19 protein-coding genes and 2 tRNA genes are annotated in these 17,632 nt (G+C 68.6%); 7 read left to right on the forward strand and 14 right to left on the reverse strand.

The window, feature by feature from the left end; genetic code table 11:
• The first annotated feature begins 42 nt into the window (after positions 1–42).
• Positions 43–1,728: a putative bifunctional diguanylate cyclase/phosphodiesterase gene (locus MHZ35_RS10315; protein ID WP_239435515.1), complete on the forward strand. Its 1,686-nt coding sequence runs from the start codon at positions 43–45 to the stop codon at positions 1,726–1,728.
• Here the strand turns inward: MHZ35_RS10315 and dapE are convergent.
• Positions 1,725–2,879 (reverse strand): succinyl-diaminopimelate desuccinylase, encoded by a 1,155-nt coding sequence (gene dapE, locus MHZ35_RS10320; protein WP_239435516.1) that lies wholly within the window; start codon positions 2,877–2,879, stop codon positions 1,725–1,727. The two genes, MHZ35_RS10315 and dapE, sit on opposite strands and share 4 nt — an antisense overlap.
• On the opposite strand from dapE, the gene MHZ35_RS10325 reads away from it, so the two are divergent.
• Positions 2,879–3,322 (forward strand): cupin domain-containing protein, encoded by a 444-nt coding sequence (locus MHZ35_RS10325; protein ID WP_239435517.1) that lies wholly within the window; start codon positions 2,879–2,881, stop codon positions 3,320–3,322. The genes dapE and MHZ35_RS10325 overlap by 1 nt on opposite strands.
• Here the strand turns inward: MHZ35_RS10325 and MHZ35_RS10330 are convergent.
• A complete protein-coding gene (locus MHZ35_RS10330) occupies positions 3,319–3,990 on the reverse strand; it encodes a glutathione S-transferase family protein (RefSeq protein ID WP_239435518.1) in 672 nt (223 codons plus the stop codon). The two genes, MHZ35_RS10325 and MHZ35_RS10330, sit on opposite strands and share 4 nt — an antisense overlap.
• A gap of 64 nt (positions 3,991–4,054) precedes the next feature.
• On the opposite strand from MHZ35_RS10330, the gene MHZ35_RS10335 reads away from it, so the two are divergent.
• On the forward strand, positions 4,055–4,681 hold the full coding sequence (locus MHZ35_RS10335) for an exopolysaccharide biosynthesis protein (protein WP_239435519.1): 627 nt from the start codon (positions 4,055–4,057) through the stop codon (positions 4,679–4,681).
• A 13-nt stretch (positions 4,682–4,694) separates the two neighbouring features.
• Here MHZ35_RS10335 and yihA read toward each other — a convergent pair whose 3' ends face one another.
• The 5 genes from yihA to rpmH are packed head-to-tail and all read right to left on the reverse strand — an operon-like array spanning position 4,695 to position 7,790.
• Positions 4,695–5,354 carry a ribosome biogenesis GTP-binding protein YihA/YsxC gene (gene yihA / locus MHZ35_RS10340; protein WP_239435520.1) on the reverse strand — a complete coding sequence of 220 codons (660 nt, stop codon included), beginning with the start codon at positions 5,352–5,354 and terminating at the stop codon, positions 4,695–4,697.
• Complete coding sequence (gene yidC, locus MHZ35_RS10345) at positions 5,351–7,051, reverse strand: membrane protein insertase YidC (protein WP_239435521.1); 1,701 nt, start codon at positions 7,049–7,051, stop codon at positions 5,351–5,353. The genes yihA and yidC overlap by 4 nt, the downstream gene beginning before the upstream one ends.
• 25 nt (positions 7,052–7,076) lie before the next feature.
• The gene (gene yidD / locus MHZ35_RS10350) at positions 7,077–7,289 is read right to left on the reverse strand and encodes a membrane protein insertion efficiency factor YidD (RefSeq protein ID WP_125960998.1); all 213 of its coding nucleotides are present in this window, start codon (positions 7,287–7,289) and stop codon (positions 7,077–7,079) included.
• Positions 7,290–7,332: 43 nt separating this feature from the next.
• Positions 7,333–7,659 (reverse strand): ribonuclease P protein component, encoded by a 327-nt coding sequence (gene rnpA, locus MHZ35_RS10355; protein WP_274615845.1) that lies wholly within the window; start codon positions 7,657–7,659, stop codon positions 7,333–7,335.
• Positions 7,656–7,790, reverse strand: a complete 135-nt coding sequence (gene rpmH, locus MHZ35_RS10360) for a 50S ribosomal protein L34 (protein WP_125961091.1) — start codon at positions 7,788–7,790, stop codon at positions 7,656–7,658. The genes rnpA and rpmH overlap by 4 nt, the downstream gene beginning before the upstream one ends.
• A gap of 244 nt (positions 7,791–8,034) precedes the next feature.
• Here rpmH and MHZ35_RS10365 point away from each other — a divergent pair, with 244 nt between their 5' ends.
• Both MHZ35_RS10365 and MHZ35_RS10370 read left to right on the forward strand, forming a co-directional pair.
• A complete protein-coding gene (locus MHZ35_RS10365) occupies positions 8,035–9,540 on the forward strand; it encodes a YifB family Mg chelatase-like AAA ATPase (RefSeq protein ID WP_239435523.1) in 1,506 nt (501 codons plus the stop codon).
• Between the two features lie 113 nt (positions 9,541–9,653).
• Positions 9,654–9,738 (forward strand) — tRNA-Leu (locus MHZ35_RS10370).
• 36 nt (positions 9,739–9,774) lie between these two features.
• Here the strand turns inward: MHZ35_RS10370 and MHZ35_RS10375 are convergent.
• From MHZ35_RS10375 to MHZ35_RS10400, 6 genes are all read right to left on the reverse strand, one after another.
• Positions 9,775–11,448 (reverse strand): sulfatase-like hydrolase/transferase, encoded by a 1,674-nt coding sequence (locus MHZ35_RS10375; protein ID WP_239435524.1) that lies wholly within the window; start codon positions 11,446–11,448, stop codon positions 9,775–9,777.
• A gap of 5 nt (positions 11,449–11,453) precedes the next feature.
• A complete protein-coding gene (locus MHZ35_RS10380) occupies positions 11,454–12,320 on the reverse strand; it encodes a diacylglycerol/lipid kinase family protein (RefSeq protein WP_239435525.1) in 867 nt (288 codons plus the stop codon).
• 124 nt (positions 12,321–12,444) lie between these two features.
• Complete coding sequence (locus tag MHZ35_RS10385; protein WP_342453518.1) at positions 12,445–12,996, reverse strand: sugar O-acetyltransferase; 552 nt, start codon at positions 12,994–12,996, stop codon at positions 12,445–12,447.
• Positions 12,997–13,054: 58 nt separating this feature from the next.
• Positions 13,055–13,130 (reverse strand) — tRNA-Thr (locus tag MHZ35_RS10390).
• 17 nt (positions 13,131–13,147) lie between these two features.
• A complete protein-coding gene (locus MHZ35_RS10395) occupies positions 13,148–14,053 on the reverse strand; it encodes a hypothetical protein (protein WP_239435556.1) in 906 nt (301 codons plus the stop codon).
• Positions 14,008–15,336 carry a replication-associated recombination protein A gene (locus tag MHZ35_RS10400; protein WP_239435526.1) on the reverse strand — a complete coding sequence of 443 codons (1,329 nt, stop codon included), beginning with the start codon at positions 15,334–15,336 and terminating at the stop codon, positions 14,008–14,010. Before MHZ35_RS10400 ends, MHZ35_RS10395 begins: the two co-directional genes overlap by 46 nt.
• A gap of 109 nt (positions 15,337–15,445) precedes the next feature.
• On the opposite strand from MHZ35_RS10400, the gene MHZ35_RS10405 reads away from it, so the two are divergent.
• Complete coding sequence (locus MHZ35_RS10405) at positions 15,446–16,084, forward strand: PadR family transcriptional regulator (protein WP_239435527.1); 639 nt, start codon at positions 15,446–15,448, stop codon at positions 16,082–16,084.
• A complete protein-coding gene (locus MHZ35_RS10410; RefSeq protein ID WP_239435528.1) occupies positions 16,081–16,410 on the forward strand; it encodes a DUF2218 domain-containing protein in 330 nt (109 codons plus the stop codon). The genes MHZ35_RS10405 and MHZ35_RS10410 overlap by 4 nt, the downstream gene beginning before the upstream one ends.
• A gap of 21 nt (positions 16,411–16,431) precedes the next feature.
• Here the strand turns inward: MHZ35_RS10410 and MHZ35_RS10415 are convergent, their stop codons facing one another.
• Positions 16,432–17,583 carry a glycosyltransferase family 4 protein gene (locus tag MHZ35_RS10415; protein ID WP_239435529.1) on the reverse strand — a complete coding sequence of 384 codons (1,152 nt, stop codon included), beginning with the start codon at positions 17,581–17,583 and terminating at the stop codon, positions 16,432–16,434.
• Positions 17,584–17,632 lie beyond the last annotated feature (49 nt).

Here is a 17,632-nt window from a genome sequence, read left to right on the forward strand (position 1 = left end):
CACTGTGTCGTTTCATGAACGCGCAGAAGGGAGACGTTTGAGTTGCTGCACGCCAAGTCGCTCAAGCGCCGTGCGATCGTGTTCGCCGCCTGCGCAGGCGCCGTCAGCTTCTTTCTCGCTCTCCTGGCGACCACTCACGGCCGGCTGGACGCGCTGACCGCGTCGAGCGCGCTGATCCCGGCGGTGGTGTGTGCGACCATGTGCTGGGCATCGGCGGAACGCCACGTCTCCACCACCGCGGGCGCTGTGGACGAGGCGATCCTGCGGCTGAGCAAGGCGACGCGCGGCGATCTCCAGAGCCCGATCCCGCGGGAGGTCTGGAGCTTCGTGCCGAGCCTCGCCCGCGCCATGCAAGCGCTGTTCGAGCAGTTGCGCACGACGCTGGCCGCCGTGGAGCGCGCTGCGCAGATCGACACGGTGACCGAGTTGCCCAACCGGTCCCATTTCCAGCAACTCGTCGAGGAACGGCTGGAACGGCTGGCGCGGATGCAGCCGAGCCCGCCGGCCGCGCTGCTGTTCCTGGACCTCGATCGGTTTAAGGCGGTCAACGACACCTATGGCCATGCGACCGGCGACTTGCTGCTGGCGCAGGTCGGGCAGCGTCTTCGCCAGGCAGCGGAGCATCTTTCAGGCGGGCTGCTGGAGGAGCAGCCCATCGTCGGGCGCCTGGGAGGCGACGAGTTCAACATCCTGCTTTGTGGCCAGGCTGCTAGGGAACCGAAACGTGCCGCGCTGGGCATTCTCAACGTGCTCGCCGGAGCGCATCGGTTTCACGGCGGGGAGTTCCAGGCCGGTGCCTCGATCGGCATCGCGCAATGGCCGGTGCACGGCACCAGCTTCGTGGACCTGACCCGCGCCGCCGACATCGCGATGTATGCCGCAAAGGCTGGCGGGCGGGGGCAGGTCCACGCCTTCGACGCAAAGCTTGCCGCCGGGCTGGCCGCGCGCAAGGCGCTGGAACAGGAGTTGCGCGCCGGTATCGACCGAGGTGAGTTCGGCTTGGTGTTCCAGCCCCAGGTGTTGGCCGCGACCGGCTCCGCCTGCGGTGCCGAGGCGCTGGTGCGGTGGCACCATCCGGACGGCATGCGCCTGCCGGGCAGCTTCCTGCCGTGCGCAGAGGAGACGGGGCTGATCATCGAACTGGGCGACCGGATCGTCCAGGACGTGGCGGCCACCATCGGGCGCTGGCACGCGAAGGGGATCCGCCACCGGCTGAGCGTCAACATCAGCGCGCGCGAGCTCGACCATGCCAGCTTCGTGCGCAAGCTGCGCGATGCGGTCGCAAGTGCCGGCGCGCCCGCCTCGATGCTCGAGCTGGAACTCAAGGAGTCGCTGCTGATGGGGTGCAGCGAGGACGCGCTGGACGCGGTGACGCTGCTGCGCGGCGATGGGGCCAGCATCGCCCTCGATGATTTCGGCACGGGCTTTTCGAGCATCGCGCGGTTGCGCGAGCTTCCGATCGATCGGGTCAAGCTCGACCGGGCGCTCACCATCCATGTGGCGCAGAGCGAGGAGGCGAGGGCGATCGCCCAGGCGCTGGTGGGGCTGGTCCACGGGCTCGGCTGCACGGCGGTTGCCGAAGGGATCGAGAGCGCGGACCAGGCGAAGATCCTGCGCATGATCGGTTGCGACGTGCTGCAGGGCTATGCGATCGCCGCGCCCATGGAGGAGGCGGCGTTCCTCGACTGGCTTGGTTCGCCCGCGGCGGGGCGGCGACTCGCCAGCTAGGCGTCGAGCGCGCGCCGTGCCAAGGTCGCGTAGATCGCCTGCAGGCTGCGCAAATCTTCCACCGCCACAGCCTCGTCGAGCTTGTGCATGGTCGCGTTCAGCAGCCCGAACTCGACCGTCGGGCAAAGCCTGGAGAGAAAGCGCGCGTCCGAGGTTCCGCCCGTGGTCGAAAGCTCCGGCGTGAGGCCGGTGTGCTCGCGTATCGCATCGGAGACGAGGGTCGAGAAGGCACCCGGCGGGGTCAGGAACGCCTCGCCCGAGACCTTGCCGATCACCTGCGAATCGGGCGCGTGTCGCGCCACGATCGCGCGAACCCGCTCGATCAGCGCGTCGCCACGATGCAGGTCGTTGAAGCGGATGGACAGCCGTGCAGCCGCCCGGCCCGGGATGACGTTGGTGGCCGGGTTGCCGACGTTGAGGTCGGTTACCTCGATATTCGACGACTGGAACCAATCGGTTCCCGCGTCGAGCACCAGCGCCTCGATCTCCGCGAGCGCGCCGACGAGGCGGGAAATCGGATTGTCGGCAAGGTGCGGGTAGGCGACGTGCCCCTGCCGGCCGTGCACGTCGATCCAGATGTTGACCGACCCGCGCCGACCGATCTTGATCATGTCGCCCAGCCGAGCGGTGGATGTGGGCTCGCCGACCAGGCAGAGATCCGGTGCCAGGCCGCGCGCGGCCATGCGATCGATGATCGCGCGGGTGCCGAAGATCGCAGGCCCTTCCTCGTCGCCGGTGATCAGCAGCGACAGCGTACCCGCGTCGGCGGGCACCTGCGCGCAGGCGGCGGCAAAGGCGGCGACCCCGCCCTTCATGTCGACGGCACCGCGGCCATAGACCAGCCCGCCGCGCTCCTCCCCGGAGAAGGGACTCGCGGTCCAGCCGTCGCCCGCAGGAACCACGTCGACATGGCCTGCGAAGGCAAGGTGTCGGCCCCCCTGGCCCCGCACCGCGATGAGGTTTTCGACCGGTCCGTCCGGAGCCTCGCCACAGACGAAGCGGTCGACGTCGAAGCCAAGCGGGAGCAGCGCGGCTTCCAGCACATCGAACACCGGACCGCGGGCAGGGGTCACGCTCTCGGCGGCGATCAGGGCCTTGGTAAGTTCGACGACGTCTGTCACGCTGGTTCCCTCAAATGACGGAGGGGGCATTGCCCAAGCTCGACTTGGATACAATCCCGCAGACCAACACGACCGGCTATCCGGCGCCGTTTCGGGAGGCGGTCCAGGGGCGGTGGTATCGGCGCCTTGCGCCTGCGAGCGGACTTGCGGATTTCGGCGTCAGCCACGTCGTCCTGCGCCCCGGCGCCTGGTCGTCGCAACGACACTGGCACGAAGGGGAGGACGAATTCGTCGCCATCCTGTCGGGGGAAGCGGTGCTGGTCGACGACACCGGCGAGACGGTGATGCGGGCCGGCGATTGCGCCGCCTTCCCCAAGAACGACGGCAATGGACATGTGCTTCAGAATCGCAGCGATGCGGACTGCGTCTTCGTGGCCGTCGGCCGGCCGGCGCAGAGCCGGTGCCATTATCCCGACATCGACATGATGCTGACGCCGGGAGAGGGATATCGCGTCGGCGGAAAGCCGGCCTAGCCGGCGTCGGCCGTCTGTTCGAACCGTTCGATCACCCATTCCTCTTCCTGGGCACTCGCGATCCAGTCCTGCATCCAGCGGTGAGAGAGCACCGCCTGCATATAGGCCGCGGCGAACGGCGGCATCGGGATCGAATAGGTGACGAAGCGGGTCACCACCGGCGCGAACATCGCATCCACCGCGCCGAACTCGCCGAACAGGAACTCACCGGTACCGCCGAACCGTGCGCGCGCCTGTGCCCACAGCTCGAGGATGCGAGTGACGTCGTGGACCACGTCGTTGTCGAGACGGGCCGGGGGATAGACCTGGCGGATGTTCATGCTGTGCTTGCGACGCAGCGCCTGGAAGCCGGAGTGCATCTCTGCGGCCATCGAGCGCGCCATGGCGCGGGCGGCCGCGTCCGCCGGCCAGAACCGGTCACCGCCCGACTTCTCGTTCAGATATTCGACGATCGCCAGGCTGTCCCAGACCACCACGTCGCCGTCCCACAGGATCGGCACCTTGCCCGAGGAGGGGGCGAACTCGTCGCCCTCGCGTCGGCGATCCCAACCCTCGTCATAGAGGGGGACGACCACCTCCTCGAAGGGGAGCCCCGAGAGCTTGGCCGCGAGCCAGCCGCGCAGGGACCAGGAGGAATAGGCCTTGTTGCCGAGGATGAGCTTGAGCATGCCGCGGTCTAGCCTGCCGCTCCGCGCAACGGAACCGCCTTGCGACAATTCCGTTGGCGCAACGATGACGGAGAAGAACCAGGACCCGCAGAGCGTCGGCGATGTGCTCGACCGGCTCAAGGAGCTCGGCGAAGAGGCCGGGCAGGACAAGGCGAAGCTCGGCGACGCCGTCGAAGCGATGGGCCACCGCGCCTACGGCCCCTTCTTCATCATCTTCCCGTTGATCGATATTTCGCCGGTGGGCGGCATCCCGGGCCTGCCCACCGCGATGGCGGTGGTCATGGTGCTGCTCGCGCTTCAGCTGCTGTTCGGGCGCAAGGACCTGTGGCTTCCCGGATTCCTGGCGAACCGCGGCCTGAAAGGCGAGAAGCTGGTCAAGGTCGCCGACAAGATGCGGCCCGTCGCCAAGTGGCTCGATCGCTGGTTCCACGGCCGCCTGCCGGCGCTCACCAAGGGACCGATGATCAAGATCGCCGCGGTCGCGATCATCGCGCTGTGTACCACGGTGCCGCCGCTCGAGCTGCTGCCGTTCGCCAGCACGCTGCCCATGGTGGCGATCCTGTCGTTCGGGCTGGCCCTACTGGTACGCGACGGGCTGCTGATGGTGATCGCCTGCATCCTGTCGGTTGCGGCGATCGGCGGCGGGCTCGGCTGGTTCTTCGGCCGCGGCGGCCAGGGCGGGGGCGGCTGAACCAGCCCGCGCGTCAGTCGATCGATTCGATGACGGCCGCGCGCAGTTCGGGGATGCCCATGCCCTTTTCGCTGGAGGTGGCGAGCACCTCCGGATGCGCGGCGGGGCGCTTGCGTGCTTCGGCAACCGTGGCGGCATGCACGGCGGCGAGCTCGCTCGCCTTGATCTTGTCCGCCTTGGTCAGGACGACGCGGTAGCTGACCGCCGCCTTGTCCAGCATCTCCAGCACTTCGCGATCGACGTCCTTGATGCCGTGGCGCGAGTCGATCAGCACCAGCGTCCGCTTGAGCACCACGCGCCCGCGCAGATAGTCGTTCACCAGGTAGCGCCACTTGCGGACGACATCCTTGGGCGCCTTGGCAAAGCCATAGCCGGGCATGTCGACCAGCCGGAACCGCAGCGGATCGCCCACGTCGAAGAAGTTCAGCTCCTGCGTGCGGCCCGGCGTCACCGAGGTGCGCGCCAGGCTGTTACGACCGGTGAGCGCGTTCAGCAGCGACGACTTGCCGACGTTCGAACGCCCGGCAAAGGCGATCTCCGGCACCACCGGATCGGGCAGGTGCTGCAGCGCCGGGGCCGAGCGCAGGAAGGTGATCGGCCCGGCGAACAGCTTGCGCGCCGCTTCGATCGCGTCCTCGTCGAACGCCTCGATGGGGGCGGGGACGTCCGTCACTTGGCGGGCGCCGTCTTCAGGCCCGGGTGGCGCGAATAGAGCAACTGCTGCTGCGCGATGGTCAGCAGGTTGGACGTGATCCAGTAGACCTGCAGGCCGACCGCGAACGGCGCCATGATGAACATCATCACCCAGGGCATCAGGCCGAACACCTGCTTCTGCGCATCGTCCATCGGCTGCGGGTTCAGCTTGAACTGGAAGTACATCGACACGCCCAAGAGGATCGGGATCACGCCGATCGCGATGAAGCTCGGCGGCGTGAACGGCAGCAGGCCGAACAGGTTGACCGGCGTCAGCGGATCGGGTGCCGAGAGGTCCTTGATCCAGCCGACGAACGGCTGGTGGCGCATCTCGATGGTGAGCATCAGCACCTTGTAGAGCGCGTAGAACACCGGGATCTGCAGCAGCGTCGGCAAGCAGCCCGCGACCGGGTTCACCTTCTCCTGCTTGTACAGCGCCATCATCTCCTGTTGGAGGCGCGGCTTGTCGTCCTTGTAGCGCTCCTGCAGCGTCTTCAGCTTGGGCTGGAGCGCGCGCATCGCCGCCATGGAGGCGAACTGGCGCTGCGCGATCGGGAACATCAGCAGGCGAATGGTGAGCGTCAGCAGGATGATCGCCACGCCGAAGTTGCCGATCATGCGGAACAGCCAGTCGAGATAGGCGAAGATCGGCTTCTCGACGATGCCGAACCAGCCCCAGTCGATCGCGTTGCCGAACTGGACCACGCCCGCATCCTCATAGCGGTCGAGCAGGTCAACTTCCTTGGCGCCCGCGAAGAAGCGCGAGGTCGCGGTGGCCTGCTGCCCCGGCTGCACCGTGGAAAGGGTGGCCGGGCGGTAGTCCGCCTGGTGGACGTTGTCGCCGGTGTTGCGGAACTGGATGACGTTGCTCTTGCCCTGATCCGGCACCAGCGCAGTCAGCCAGTAATGGTCGGTGAAGCCGGCCCAGCCGCCCTGGGTGTCGAACTTCTGCGGCGCCTCGTCGACGTCGGTGTAGTTGACGTCGAAGTTCACGCCGCCCTTGATCTCGTAGATCGGGCCCGAGTGGATGCTCCACGTGTCCTTGTCGCGCGGCGGGGCACGGCGGCTGAGCAGGCCGTAGGTTGCTGCCTGCACCGGCTGCGTACCTGCGTTGCCGATCGTCTGGCGGACGGTGAACATATAGCCATCGTCGACCGCGATCTGGATCGCATAGCGCTGGCCACCCACCTGGGTCGTGAGCGTAACCGGCGTGGCCCGGGTCAGGCGCGTGCCGCTGGCCTGCCAGACGGTGTCTGCGCCGGGCGCCTGCACGCCGTTTCCGGACCAGCCGAAGCTCGCGAAATAGGCGTCGCCCGTCCCCGACGGCGACAGGATGCGGATGGGGGCGCTGTCCTTGGCGATCGTCTCCTTGTGGCGGGTGAGCACCAGGTCGTCGATGCGCGCGCCCTTGAGGTTGATCGAACCCTTCAGCCGCGGCGTTTCGATGGCGATGCGCGGCGTCTCGCGCAGCACGAGCGCGCGGTCGCGCACGGCCGTGGGCGTATCGGCGGCAGGATCGGCGCCCGGGTTCGGCACCACCTCGCTCTTGCCCTCGACGATCTTGGTCGCCGGCGGATTCGCGGCCGGGAAGAAATAGCTGGCGATCGGCTGCCAACCGAACAGGATCACCGCGGCCAGCACCGCGAAGAGGACGAAGTTCTTCTGGTCGTTCTTCACCGACTAATCCCTGTGTGCTCGGTCGTCATGGTACCGGATCGTAGCCGTGGCCGCCCCACGGATGGCAACGCGCGATCCGACGCGCCGCAAGCCAGCTGCCCTTCAGCGCGCCATAGCGGCCAAGCGCCTCGATTGCATAGGCCGAACAGCTGGGGCTGTAGCGGCAGCTGGAGGGCAGGATCACCGAAGGACCCAGCTGCCAGCCGCGCGCGACGAGGATCAGCAGCCGTGCGATCACCGCATGGCACCGAAAGAAACGGGGGGAGGAAGGCACCCGGCGGTCACCGGGTCACCTTGCGCAGCGCCTTGACCAGTTCGGTCTTGAGCGACTCATAGGGCCGGTCGATCGCGGAGGTGCGTCCGATCAGCACATGGTCGGCACCAGCGATGCCAGCCGTCGGCAGGACCTCGCGCGCAAGCGCGCGGAAACGCCGCTTCACCCGGTTGCGGGCGACGGCGTTGCCGACTTTCTTGGATACGGTGATGCCGATCCGCATCGTCGGATCGGCATCCTCGCGCGCGCGCACCAGCAGCACGAAGCCCGGCATCGGCGCACGCTTGCCTCCGTTCGCAGCGAGATACTCGCTGCGACGGGTAAGGCGCGTCAGGCCGACAGCTTCTTGCGGCCGCGGTTGCGACGGGCGCGAATCACCTTGCGGCCACCCGGCGTCGCCATGCGAGTCCGGAAGCCGTGGCGACGCGAACGCACCAGGTTGCTCGGCTGAAAGGTCCGCTTCATCACTCATTCCCCGGGATATCGAACGTCTACAATAACGGAAAAAGCCGCCCTGAACGGCGGCCGTGTGCCCGCAGCCCATAGGCAAGCTGCCCCTCCAAGTCAACGCGGCTGTGCCGGGACAGGATCGGGAACCGACCATCACCGGTCCGATGTGGGGCATGTGTGTTGTCAGGGCAAGACACGCTCGGCTGTTTTCCTTCCCCGGAAACCGGCTATGCAGTGGCGGGGGACAGGGGGGGGCAGCATGGTCGCGATCGTATCGACGGCGGCGTATCTCGGGCTGGAGGCGCGCGCGGTCGAGGCGCAGGTGCAACTGGCGCCCGGCGTGCCGGCATTCGTCGTCGTCGGGCTGCCGGACAAGGCGGTGGGCGAAAGCCGCGAGCGCGTTCGCGCCGCCATCGCCGCGATCGGCCTGTCGCTTCCGCCCAAGCGGATCACGGTCAACCTCTCCCCTGCGGACCTGCCCAAGGAGGGATCGCACTATGATCTCCCGATCGCGCTGGGGCTGTTGGCGGCGATGGGCGTCGTCGATGCGGAGACGCTGTCCGAATATCTGGTCGTCGGCGAGCTCGGGCTGGACGGGCGGATCGCGGCGACGCCCGGGGTGCTGCTCGCGGCGCTTCACGCGTCGGAGCGCGGTCTGGGGCTGATCTGCCCGGCAGCGCAAGGCGCCGAAGCGGCGTGGGCGGGGGGCAGCATCTGCGCGGCGACCGACCTGATCGGTCTGCTCAACCACCTGAAAGGGACACAGTTGTTGCCCGAACCCGCACCGGGCGAGGCGGAGGAACTGGTGCTCGGGCCGGACCTGCGGCGGGTGAAGGGACAGGAAACCGCGAAGCGCGCGCTGGAGATCGCGGCGGCGGGCGGTCACAACCTGCTGATGGTGGGTCCGCCGGGTGCGGGCAAGTCGCTGCTCGCGTCCTGCCTTCCCGGCATCCTCCCGCCGCTCGATTCGGGCGAGGCGCTGGAGGTGTCGATGGTCGCTTCGGTCGCAGGCACGCTCACGGGCGGCCGGATGACGCGGGCGCGCCCTTACCGGGCGCCGCATCACTCGGCCTCCATGGCCGCGCTGGTGGGCGGCGGCCTTCGAGTCCGGCCGGGGGAGGTGAGTCTCGCCCATCTGGGCGTGCTGTTCCTGGACGAGCTGCCGGAGTTCCAGCGCGCGGTGCTCGATTCGCTGCGCCAGCCGCTGGAGACCGGCAACGTCAGCGTCGCGCGGGCCAACGCGCATGTGAGCTTTCCCGCGCGCGTCCAGCTGGTCGCGGCGATGAACCCATGCCGCTGCGGGCACCTGGGGGATCCGGCGCTGGCCTGCTCCCGGGCGCCGCGCTGTGCCGTCGACTACCAGGCGCGCGTGTCCGGCCCGTTGCTCGACCGCATTGACCTCCACCTGGAAATGCAGCCGGTGAGCGCCGCGGACCTCGCGCTGCCTGCGGCTGCCGAAGGATCGGCGGAGGTGGGGGCGCGGGTCGCCGCTGCCCGTGCCGTACAGGCGCGCCGCTACCGCGATGTCGCGGCGCGAACTAATGCGGAGGCGGACGGCGAGGTGCTGGAGGCGACCGCCACGCCGGACGCCCCCGGCGCGAAGCTGCTCGCCCAGGCGGCAGAGGCGATGCGGCTTTCGGCGCGCAGCTACACGCGCGTGCTTCGCGTCGCCCGCACCATCGCGGACCTCGCGGGCGCAGAAACCGTCGGGCGCCTCCATGTCTCCGAAGCGCTCAGCTACCGTCGCCAGCCGCCGCGCGCCTGAGGGTGGAGCAGGGGTTCGCCTGATCGGCCGCAGGGCAGTCGCAGACTCTGGCGTTTGCGAATGCCCTGCCGTATAGCGCCGCCACCAGCCGTCCGGGGGACGGCGCGCACCGTGCGGGTGTGGTGAAATTGGTAGACGCGCCGGACTCAAAATCCGGTTCCGCAAGGAGTGTCGGTTCGAGTCCGACCACCCGCACCAGCTTCCAGAGTGATGTACCGCCGGGCGTGTTCGCGCCTACTCCGTGTCACGCGGCGCTGGCGCGATCTTGGCGAGATCGATCTTCTCCCACCGTGGCTCCAGCCCCAGGCGCGCGTTGAATCGGGTGTTGAAGGTGAAGGGGTCTGCGGTCGGCGCCGTCAGCGCTTCCCCATAGAGGCGGCGAACCGCCGGTTCCGGATAGCCCATCAGCCCCAGCAAGGTCGGGAAGATCCGATAGTGGCTCATCCGGTTGCGGTTTGCCGCTGCCGCCTTGACCCAGGAAAGCCCCGCCGAGGCGCCGCCGTCGATCACCAACAGCGGTACGAGCCCTTCCTGTGGTACCGGATCGCCGCTGCAATGGGTGTTGCTGCCGGGGCTGCCGGTCTCGTGCAGGTCCTGCCCATGATCGGACGTGTAGATCAGCGTTGCCCGCGACAGGTCGGCGCGGTCGAGCAGCCGGTCGAAGAAGGCGCCGACGTTCCAGTCCAGCGTGTTGCGATACGCGTTGCGATAGCGGACCCATTCGGCAGCCGTGCCGCCGAAGCCGGTGCGGTCGCCCGTGTCGCTGATCCCGACATAGTGTCCGCGGGCAAGGGCGGGGCGGTGCCGCATGTAGGTGTCGGGATATTTGTCGTGAACCGGAAAATGCGCGCCGACCTTGTTGACCAGCACGAACTCCGGCGTGTCGTTGCGCAGCGATGCGGCAAGCCTGTCGGCCACCGCCATGTCCCGGTCGCGCACGGGCACGCGATCGAACTGGACGAAGCGGTCGATCTGTCGCCGCTCCTGCGCGTCCATCAGGTTCTGGAGCCTGCCGCCCGTACCCTGCGCATCCAGGTAGACGGTGCGGAGGCCGGCAGCCTTCGCATAGTCGAAGATCGAGGGCATGGTGGCGTTGATCCGGCGATAGTCTTCGCGGGTGCCGCCGTGGCGCAGCGTCACGTTGCTGCCGACGCTGCAATTGGTGATCGATGCGGCCAGGCCGAAATCGTGCACCGCAACGCCCGGTCGCGGCTGGAGGAGGCCGCTGCGTGCTCCGCTCGGGGAGTTCAGGTCTAGGTAGTTGCCCGCGACGCTCTCATCGACGATCAGCACGATGTCGCCGCTGGGCGGCCGCACCGGCCGCAGCGCCACCGGCTTCCGATGTGGCGCACCCTCCGCGAGACGCTCGTAGAGGAAGAGGCTGGAGTAGGCGAGTGGGGTGAACGGGCCGGGGAGCCCCGTTCCGCCTTCGCCGCCGCGCACGAAGAGAATGGCGGCGAGCAGCAGGACGCCGGCCAAGGGAGCCACAGGAGCAAGCCTGCCCCAGCGCAGGCTGCCCTGCGGCGGCAGGACGAGGCCCGAGAATAACAGCAACGATCGCGCGAACGTGCCCGCCATCGCCCCGGCGTGCTGATCGATCGCCTCCGGTGCGGAGGCGGCCGAGTTCCACATGTTGATGAACGCGTCGTAGCTCATCGGCTCGCGCGTGATCGCCTCGTAAGAATCGAGGAAGAAGGCGGCAGCACAGAGGAGCGTGGCCAGCGCCCAGCGCAGTGCCCAAGGCCGGGTGAAGGCGGCGGCAACGAGCGCCAATGCCAGCAGCCCGAAGAGCCCAAGGTAGATCGGCAATCCCGGCGAGAGTCCCAGCGACTGGAGCCGCTCGGCGATGCCGCCCGCGCCGGTGAGCAGGTAGACCAGGATCAGGAGCAGCTTGGCAGTCGTTCGCATGGCGCTCAGCAGACGGAAAAGGAGATGGGTTCGATCGTCATGCGCAGGGGCAGGACCGCCTCTGCATCGCCGTCGACCTGTACCGGCAGCGGCTCATCGGCCTCTATCGACAGGTCGGTGCACGAGAACGCGACGAAATTGGCGGCATCCGAGGGGCAGCGCCCGCGCAGCAGCGCCCATGCGAAGCGGACAACGTCGCGGCGCCTGGCCGTCCGCAGCGCGACCACATGCATGATGGGTCGGGTGCGATCCGCTTCCGGCGCAAAGCTCCACGGCCCGGCGAAGAAGCGGCCCTTGGCCACATAGACCGCCTCGCACGTCAATTCGCCGGCCTCCCAGGCGAGCCGGATCGGCTTGCGCGGCCAGTTCAGGAGCACCCGGAAGAAGGCGACCCCATAAGCGAGGCGGCCGATCCGCCGCTTCAGCCGCGGCGACACGGCTGCGACCGCCTGGCTGTCCGGTCCCACGCTGGCGCAGGAAAGGCACAGCGCCGCGCCCACGCGCAGGGCATGGTGTCGCGGCCGCTCCCGGCTCTCGAGCGCATAGGCGGCGTAGCGATCCGGATCGAGCGGGGAGCGTAGCTCCCGATGCGCCAGATTGACGGTTCCTGCCGGATAGATGCTGAGCGGAAGGTCGCGTTCGGCCGCCAACATTGCGGCGGCGACGTGCCGGATGGTGCCGTCCCCGCCCACCACGCAGACGTGGCTGACATCCTCCGCGATGGTGACCGGCCGCCCCGGCCCGCATTCGGTGAGCACCACTTGCGCGCCGGCCCGCTTGAAGCCCGTGCGGATCCTCGCCAGGGTCGATCCGCGCACCCGGCCTGCCGACGGGTTCACCACGATCTGGATGCGGTGGCCGCCTTTGTTCAACTGGTTGCGTCCCTGAGCAAGCCTGCCGCAGCGGCAACTGGGGCAGACCCTAGAGGTCGCGGGCGCGCGATCAAGCGATGCGCGAGCGGGCGGGGCCTCGCACTGCTCCTAAGTGGGACGATCCTCAGCGCGCGCGGACCCGCGCCGGGTTGCCAGCGGCGACTGCTCCGCTGGGGATGTCGCGGGTGACGACGCTGCCCGCACCAATCAGCGCGTCGTCGCCGATGGTGATGCCGGGCAAGAGGATGGCGCCGCCGCCGATCCAGACGTTGGCACCGATCAAGATCGGACGGCCCCACTCCAGGCCGGCGGCGCGCTCGGCCGGATCGCGGGGATGATCGGCCGTCAGGATCTGCACGCCAGGACCGATCTGGGTGCCGTCGCCGATGCGGACCTCCACCACATCCAGGATGACGCAGTTGAAGTTCAGGAAGACGCCTGCGCCCAGATGAATGTTGGTGCCATAGTCGCAGTGAAAGGGCGGCCGGATCGTGGCGCCCAGACCCACCGAGCCCAGACGTGCGCGCAGCAATGCCTCGCGCTCCGCCGTTCCAGTTGTGGCATTGAACCGCTGCATCCACTCGGCGGCGGCTTTCTGGTCGGCAACGATCTCGGGATCGCTCGCACGGTACGGTTCGCCGGCGAGCATCTTCTGCTTCTCGGAAGGTCCTGTCACTGGGAAGCGCCTCCGCGGACCGGCCGCCGGTAAGATGGCTGATGCCCTGTCGGAGGGCTGGTGCCGGTTGCAGGAATCGAACCCGCGACCTTCGGTTTACAAAACCGCTGCTCTACCAGCTGAGCTAAACCGGCGTTGCGCCCCCCTTGCGTCAGAGAACGCCGAACGTCCAGCCTTCGCTTCGCCGAATTGTGGGGGTGAGCGCCGCGGGCTGCCACAGTTCGGGTGCCCTGGCGATCCGCCTAAGCCAGGCCGCGGCCATGATCGCATCGGTGGCGTGGTCGTCGTAGCGCTCGAGCGGCGTGTGCCGGCCGCTGCCGAGCGCCTCCAGCGCCGCGTCGAGGGCGTGCGGGTCCCGCAGCTTGCTCAGCCCCTTGCGCAGCCCGGCCGCACGCGCTGCGATCGTGGTGTAGATCTCGACCACCAGTGCGCCCTGCGCCGGCGGTGGGTCGAACGGCCAGATCGGAACCTCGGAGCCGAGATGGTGGAGCAATCGCATGCCCGCGAAGCTCGCCTTGGCGACCTGGGCCGCACCGATCGCGTCATAGAGGGTGGAGGCCCGGCCGATCCCGCTCGCGTTATAGGCCGCTTCGCACCGGCGGTAGTGCAGGAACTGCGCCTTCGCACCGTCGCGGGCGCCGAGATAGAAGTGGCTGCCGCGCCGTCGCTCCAGGAAGGAAGCGGCGCCCAGGTCCGCGTCGGGGCAATCGGCGTCGACATAGGCCCAGAACACGCGCGCCGTCGAAGGCGTCGGCTCGCCCGGCAGATAGGCGCCCCGCTCGATCCATGGCGGCGCGAAGCTGAAGTCGAACCCGACCAGCAACGGCGTGTCCGCCTGCGCCTTCAGCCAGTGGAGCACGTCCGTGCGGGACCAGATGCCGCGAGGCGGCGCCACCAGTTCGGGCGCGGCGCTGCCTGTCTCGCAGAGCGCGACCGCGATCCCCTTGTGACGGTGTCCCTTGGCGCCTGACCAGTCGATCGCGGCAAAGCGGGTGAAGTGCTCGGGGACCGTCAGCTTGCCGCATCCGGATTGCGGCCGTGGCGGCGCGCGTCCCACCACGCCATGCGTTCGCTCAGCCGCTTCTCGAAGCCGCGTTCGGTCGGGGCATAGAAGTGCTGCGGGGGCAGTTCCTCGGGCCAGTAGTTGGCGCCGGAGAAGCCGTCGTCGCTGTCGTGGTCATAGGCATAGCCCTCACCATAGCCGATCTCCTTCATCAGCTTGGTGGGGGCATTGAGGATGTTGTGCGGCGGCATCAGCGAGCCGGTTTCCTTCGCCGATCGCCACGCCGCCTTCTGCGCCTTGTAGGCGGCGTTCGACTTGGGCGCGGTCGCGCAATAAAGGCACGCCTGCACAATCGCGAGTTCCCCCTCGGGCGAGCCGAGGAAGTCGTACGCGTCCTTCGCCGCGAGGCATTGCACCAGCGCCTGCGGGTCGGCGAGGCCGATGTCCTCGCTGGCGAAGCGCGTGATCCGCCGCAGCACGTAGAGCGGTTCCTCGCCCGCGGTCAGCATCCGCGCGAGATAGTAGAGCGCCGCCTGGGGATCCGATCCGCGCAGCGACTTATGGAGCGCGGAAATGAGGTTGTAGTGCCCCTCGCGATCCTTGTCATAGACGGCCATGCGCCGGTGGAGCAGCGCGGAAAGGCTGGCGGGGTCCAGCGGCGTGTCGAGTTGGATGGAGAACAGCGTCTCCGCCTGGTTGAGCAGGAAGCGGCCATCGCCATCGGCGCTCGCGACCAACGCCGCCCGCGCGTCTGCGTCGAGCGGGAGCGGGCGGCCCTCGGCCTCCTCGGCGCGGGTGAGCAGCGTCTCCAATGCCTCTGCGTCGAGCCGGCGCAGGATCAGCACCTGCGCGCGCGAGACGAGCGCGGCATTGAGTTCGAACGACGGGTTCTCGGTGGTCGCCCCAACCAGCGTCACCGTGCCGTCCTCGACATAGGGCAGGAAGCCGTCCTGCTGCGCGCGGTTGAAGCGGTGGATCTCGTCCACGAACAACAGCGTGCGGCGGCCGAGCCGGCCATGGTCCCGTGCCTCGGCGAATACCTTCTTCAAATCGGCGACCCCGGAGAACACCGCCGAGATCGATGCGAAGCGCAGCCCGACTGCGTCCGCAAGCAGCCTCGCGATCGTCGTCTTGCCGGTTCCCGGTGGCCCCCACAGTACCATGGACGAGAGTTTGCCGGCTGCGACCATCCGGCCGATCGCGCCTTCGGGACCCGTCAGGTGCGACTGGCCCACCACCTCCTCCAGGCGGCGCGGACGCAGCCGATCGGCGAGCGGACCCGTGGTGGGCACCTCGGCGGGGGCAGGCGGATCGAAGGCGGCAAAAAGGTCGGCCATGTCGCCGATATAGGCGTCGACGGGAAAATACGCAGCCTTGTGCGACAACCTCTTGCGCAAACCAATCTAAGATATATCTTTGGGCTATCGAACTTGCACAGGAGTTTCCATGTTCGGCATGCATCATCATTTGCACCGCCACCCTCACGGTCGCGGCGGCTGCGGCCCCGACGAGCGGCCTGGTGGCCGTCGCGGCTTCACCCGCCCCTGGGGCGGCGGTCCCTTCGGCGGCGGCTTCGGCGGCTGGGACCATGAGGCGGAGGGACGGGGCGGTCGTGGCGGTCGACGTCGCCTCTTCGACGGCGGCGATCTGCGGCTGGTCCTGCTCGCGCTCATCGAGCAGCAGCCGCGTCACGGCTATGACCTGATCCGGGAGATCAAGGAGCGCACCGGCGGCGTCTACGCCCCGAGCCCGGGCGTTGTGTATCCGACCCTCACCCTTCTCGCCGACATGGCGCTGATCGAGGAACAGGCGGAAGCGGCTGGGCGCAAGGCCTATGCGATTACCGAGGCAGGCGTTGCGCATCTCGACGAGCAGCGCGAGCAGGTCGAGGCGCTGCTCGGACGCTTGGCGCAGGTCGGAACGATGACCGCACGCACCAGCGGCGGGCCGGTCAAGCGCGCGATGGGCAACCTGCGCACCGTGCTGGGTCAGCGACTGGCCGGCGAGGAGGTGCCGCCCGAGACACTGCACGAAGTGGCCGCGATCCTGGACGAAGCCGCCCAGCGCATCGAGCGTCTCGCATGAGCGCCGGCGCGTTCAGCGCGGTGGCCGAGGTGCCGACCGCATCCGGCAGCCGCTATCTCCAGCAGCTCTGCAAGCACTGGAGCCACAATCTGCAGGTGGAGTTCACCCCCGAGAGAGGCACCGTGGTGTTCCCGCACAACGCGCGCGGGGCGAACTTCCCAGCAGACGGGCGCGCTTCGTTCGAAGCCGGCGAGGCGACGTTGACCGTGCGGATCGATGCCAGCTCCGCGGAGCAGTTGGAGGCGTTGAAGCAGGTCGTCGCGTCGCACCTCGACCGCTTCGCCTTTCGTGAGGCGCCGCTGGCCTTCGACTGGAAGGCCGCCTGATCCGGCGGCGCGGGCGCTGGATCAGTGCCCGCGCCGCCCCAGCATCTGAAGATAGGCGTCGAGTACCGCCTGGTTCGCAGTATCCCAGCGATAGCGCTGCGCCTTGGCATGGCCGGCAGCGCCCATTGCGCTTCGCAGCTCCGCATCGCGGATGATCCGCTGGAACGCGTCGGCATAGGCGGTGACGTCGCGCGGCGGCACCAGCACGCCCGTCACCCCGTCGTCGATCAGGTCCACCGCGCCGGTGGCGCGGGCCGCGACCACCGGCACTCCGGCGGCCATGGCTTCGGACGTGACCTGCCCCCAGGTCTCGGTAACGCTGGGGTTGAACAGCACGTCCATCGACGCGACCGCCCGGCCCAGTGCATCGCCGCGCTGGAAGCCGGCAAAGGCGGCGTCGGGGACGCGCTCCGCGAACCAGTCGCGCGCGGGTCCTTCGCCGATCACCAGCACTTTGTGCCGCACGCCGCGGTCGCGCAGCAGCGCCACCACATCGGCAAAGATGTCGAGCCCCTTTTCCAGCACCAGCCGGCCGAGGAAGCCGATCGCCACCTCATCATCGGCGACGCCCAGGGCTCTGCGCCATTCCAGGCTGCGCGCGCCCGGGTGGAAGCGGTCGTGGTCGACGCCACGGCCCCACAGCCCGATCGGCGTCGTCACGCCCCAGCCGCGGATCAGCGCCTCGATCGACGGCGTGGGCACCATCACCTGATCGGCCCGGTTGTAGAAGCGGCGCGACAGGGTCGTGAAGATCGGCTCCAGAAACCCCATCCCGTAATAGCTGGCATAGGTTTCGAACCGCGTGTGAAGCGAGGCCAGGCAGGCGACGTCGTGCCGCCGTGCCCAGCTGACGGCGCGGTGACCCAGCACATCGGGCGCCGAGACATGGACGATGTTGGGCCGGAAGTCGGCAAGATCCCGGCGGATCGAGGCGGGCAGGCCGAGCCCGAGCCGATATTCGCCGCGCCCGCCCGGCAGCCCGACGGAAGGCACGCTCACCAATTCGCCCGTGGGCGCGAACGCCGCCTTCTCCGCGGTCGGGGAATAGACGCGCAACGTCACGCCGTGCGCGAGCAGATGGCCGGCAAGCAGGTTCAGCGCATGGTTCGCACCATCGCGCACGTAATTGTAGTTGCCACTGAAAAGGGCGACACGAAGGTCGGACGGCTGCATGGAGGCGGCCCATAGCCCCCCATGCCCGCGCACGCCACCGGAACGATTC

This window comes from Sphingomonas sp. ACRSK (assembly GCF_022346685.1).
GTDB lineage: Bacteria > Pseudomonadota > Alphaproteobacteria > Sphingomonadales > Sphingomonadaceae > Sphingomonas > Sphingomonas molluscorum.

What these genes read in the sequence shown, in the direction of transcription:
- dapE (WP_239435516.1), bottom strand. Translation starts at nt 2,879, where the DNA reads ATGCCCCCTCCGTCATTTGAGGGAACCAGCGTGACAGACGTCGTCGAA.
- MHZ35_RS10330 (WP_239435518.1), bottom strand. Translation starts at nt 3,990, where the DNA reads ATGCTCAAGCTCATCCTCGGCAACAAGGCCTATTCCTCCTGGTCCCTG.
- MHZ35_RS10335 (WP_239435519.1), top strand. Translation starts at nt 4,055, where the DNA reads ATGACGGAGAAGAACCAGGACCCGCAGAGCGTCGGCGATGTGCTCGAC.
- rpmH (WP_125961091.1), bottom strand. Translation starts at nt 7,790, where the DNA reads ATGAAGCGGACCTTTCAGCCGAGCAACCTGGTGCGTTCGCGTCGCCAC.
- MHZ35_RS10365 (WP_239435523.1), top strand. Translation starts at nt 8,035, where the DNA reads ATGGTCGCGATCGTATCGACGGCGGCGTATCTCGGGCTGGAGGCGCGC.
- MHZ35_RS10375 (WP_239435524.1), bottom strand. Translation starts at nt 11,448, where the DNA reads ATGCGAACGACTGCCAAGCTGCTCCTGATCCTGGTCTACCTGCTCACC.
- MHZ35_RS10400 (WP_239435526.1), bottom strand. Translation starts at nt 15,336, where the DNA reads ATGGCCGACCTTTTTGCCGCCTTCGATCCGCCTGCCCCCGCCGAGGTG.
- MHZ35_RS10405 (WP_239435527.1), top strand. Translation starts at nt 15,446, where the DNA reads ATGTTCGGCATGCATCATCATTTGCACCGCCACCCTCACGGTCGCGGC.
- MHZ35_RS10410 (WP_239435528.1), top strand. Translation starts at nt 16,081, where the DNA reads ATGAGCGCCGGCGCGTTCAGCGCGGTGGCCGAGGTGCCGACCGCATCC.
- MHZ35_RS10415 (WP_239435529.1), bottom strand. Translation starts at nt 17,583, where the DNA reads ATGCAGCCGTCCGACCTTCGTGTCGCCCTTTTCAGTGGCAACTACAAT.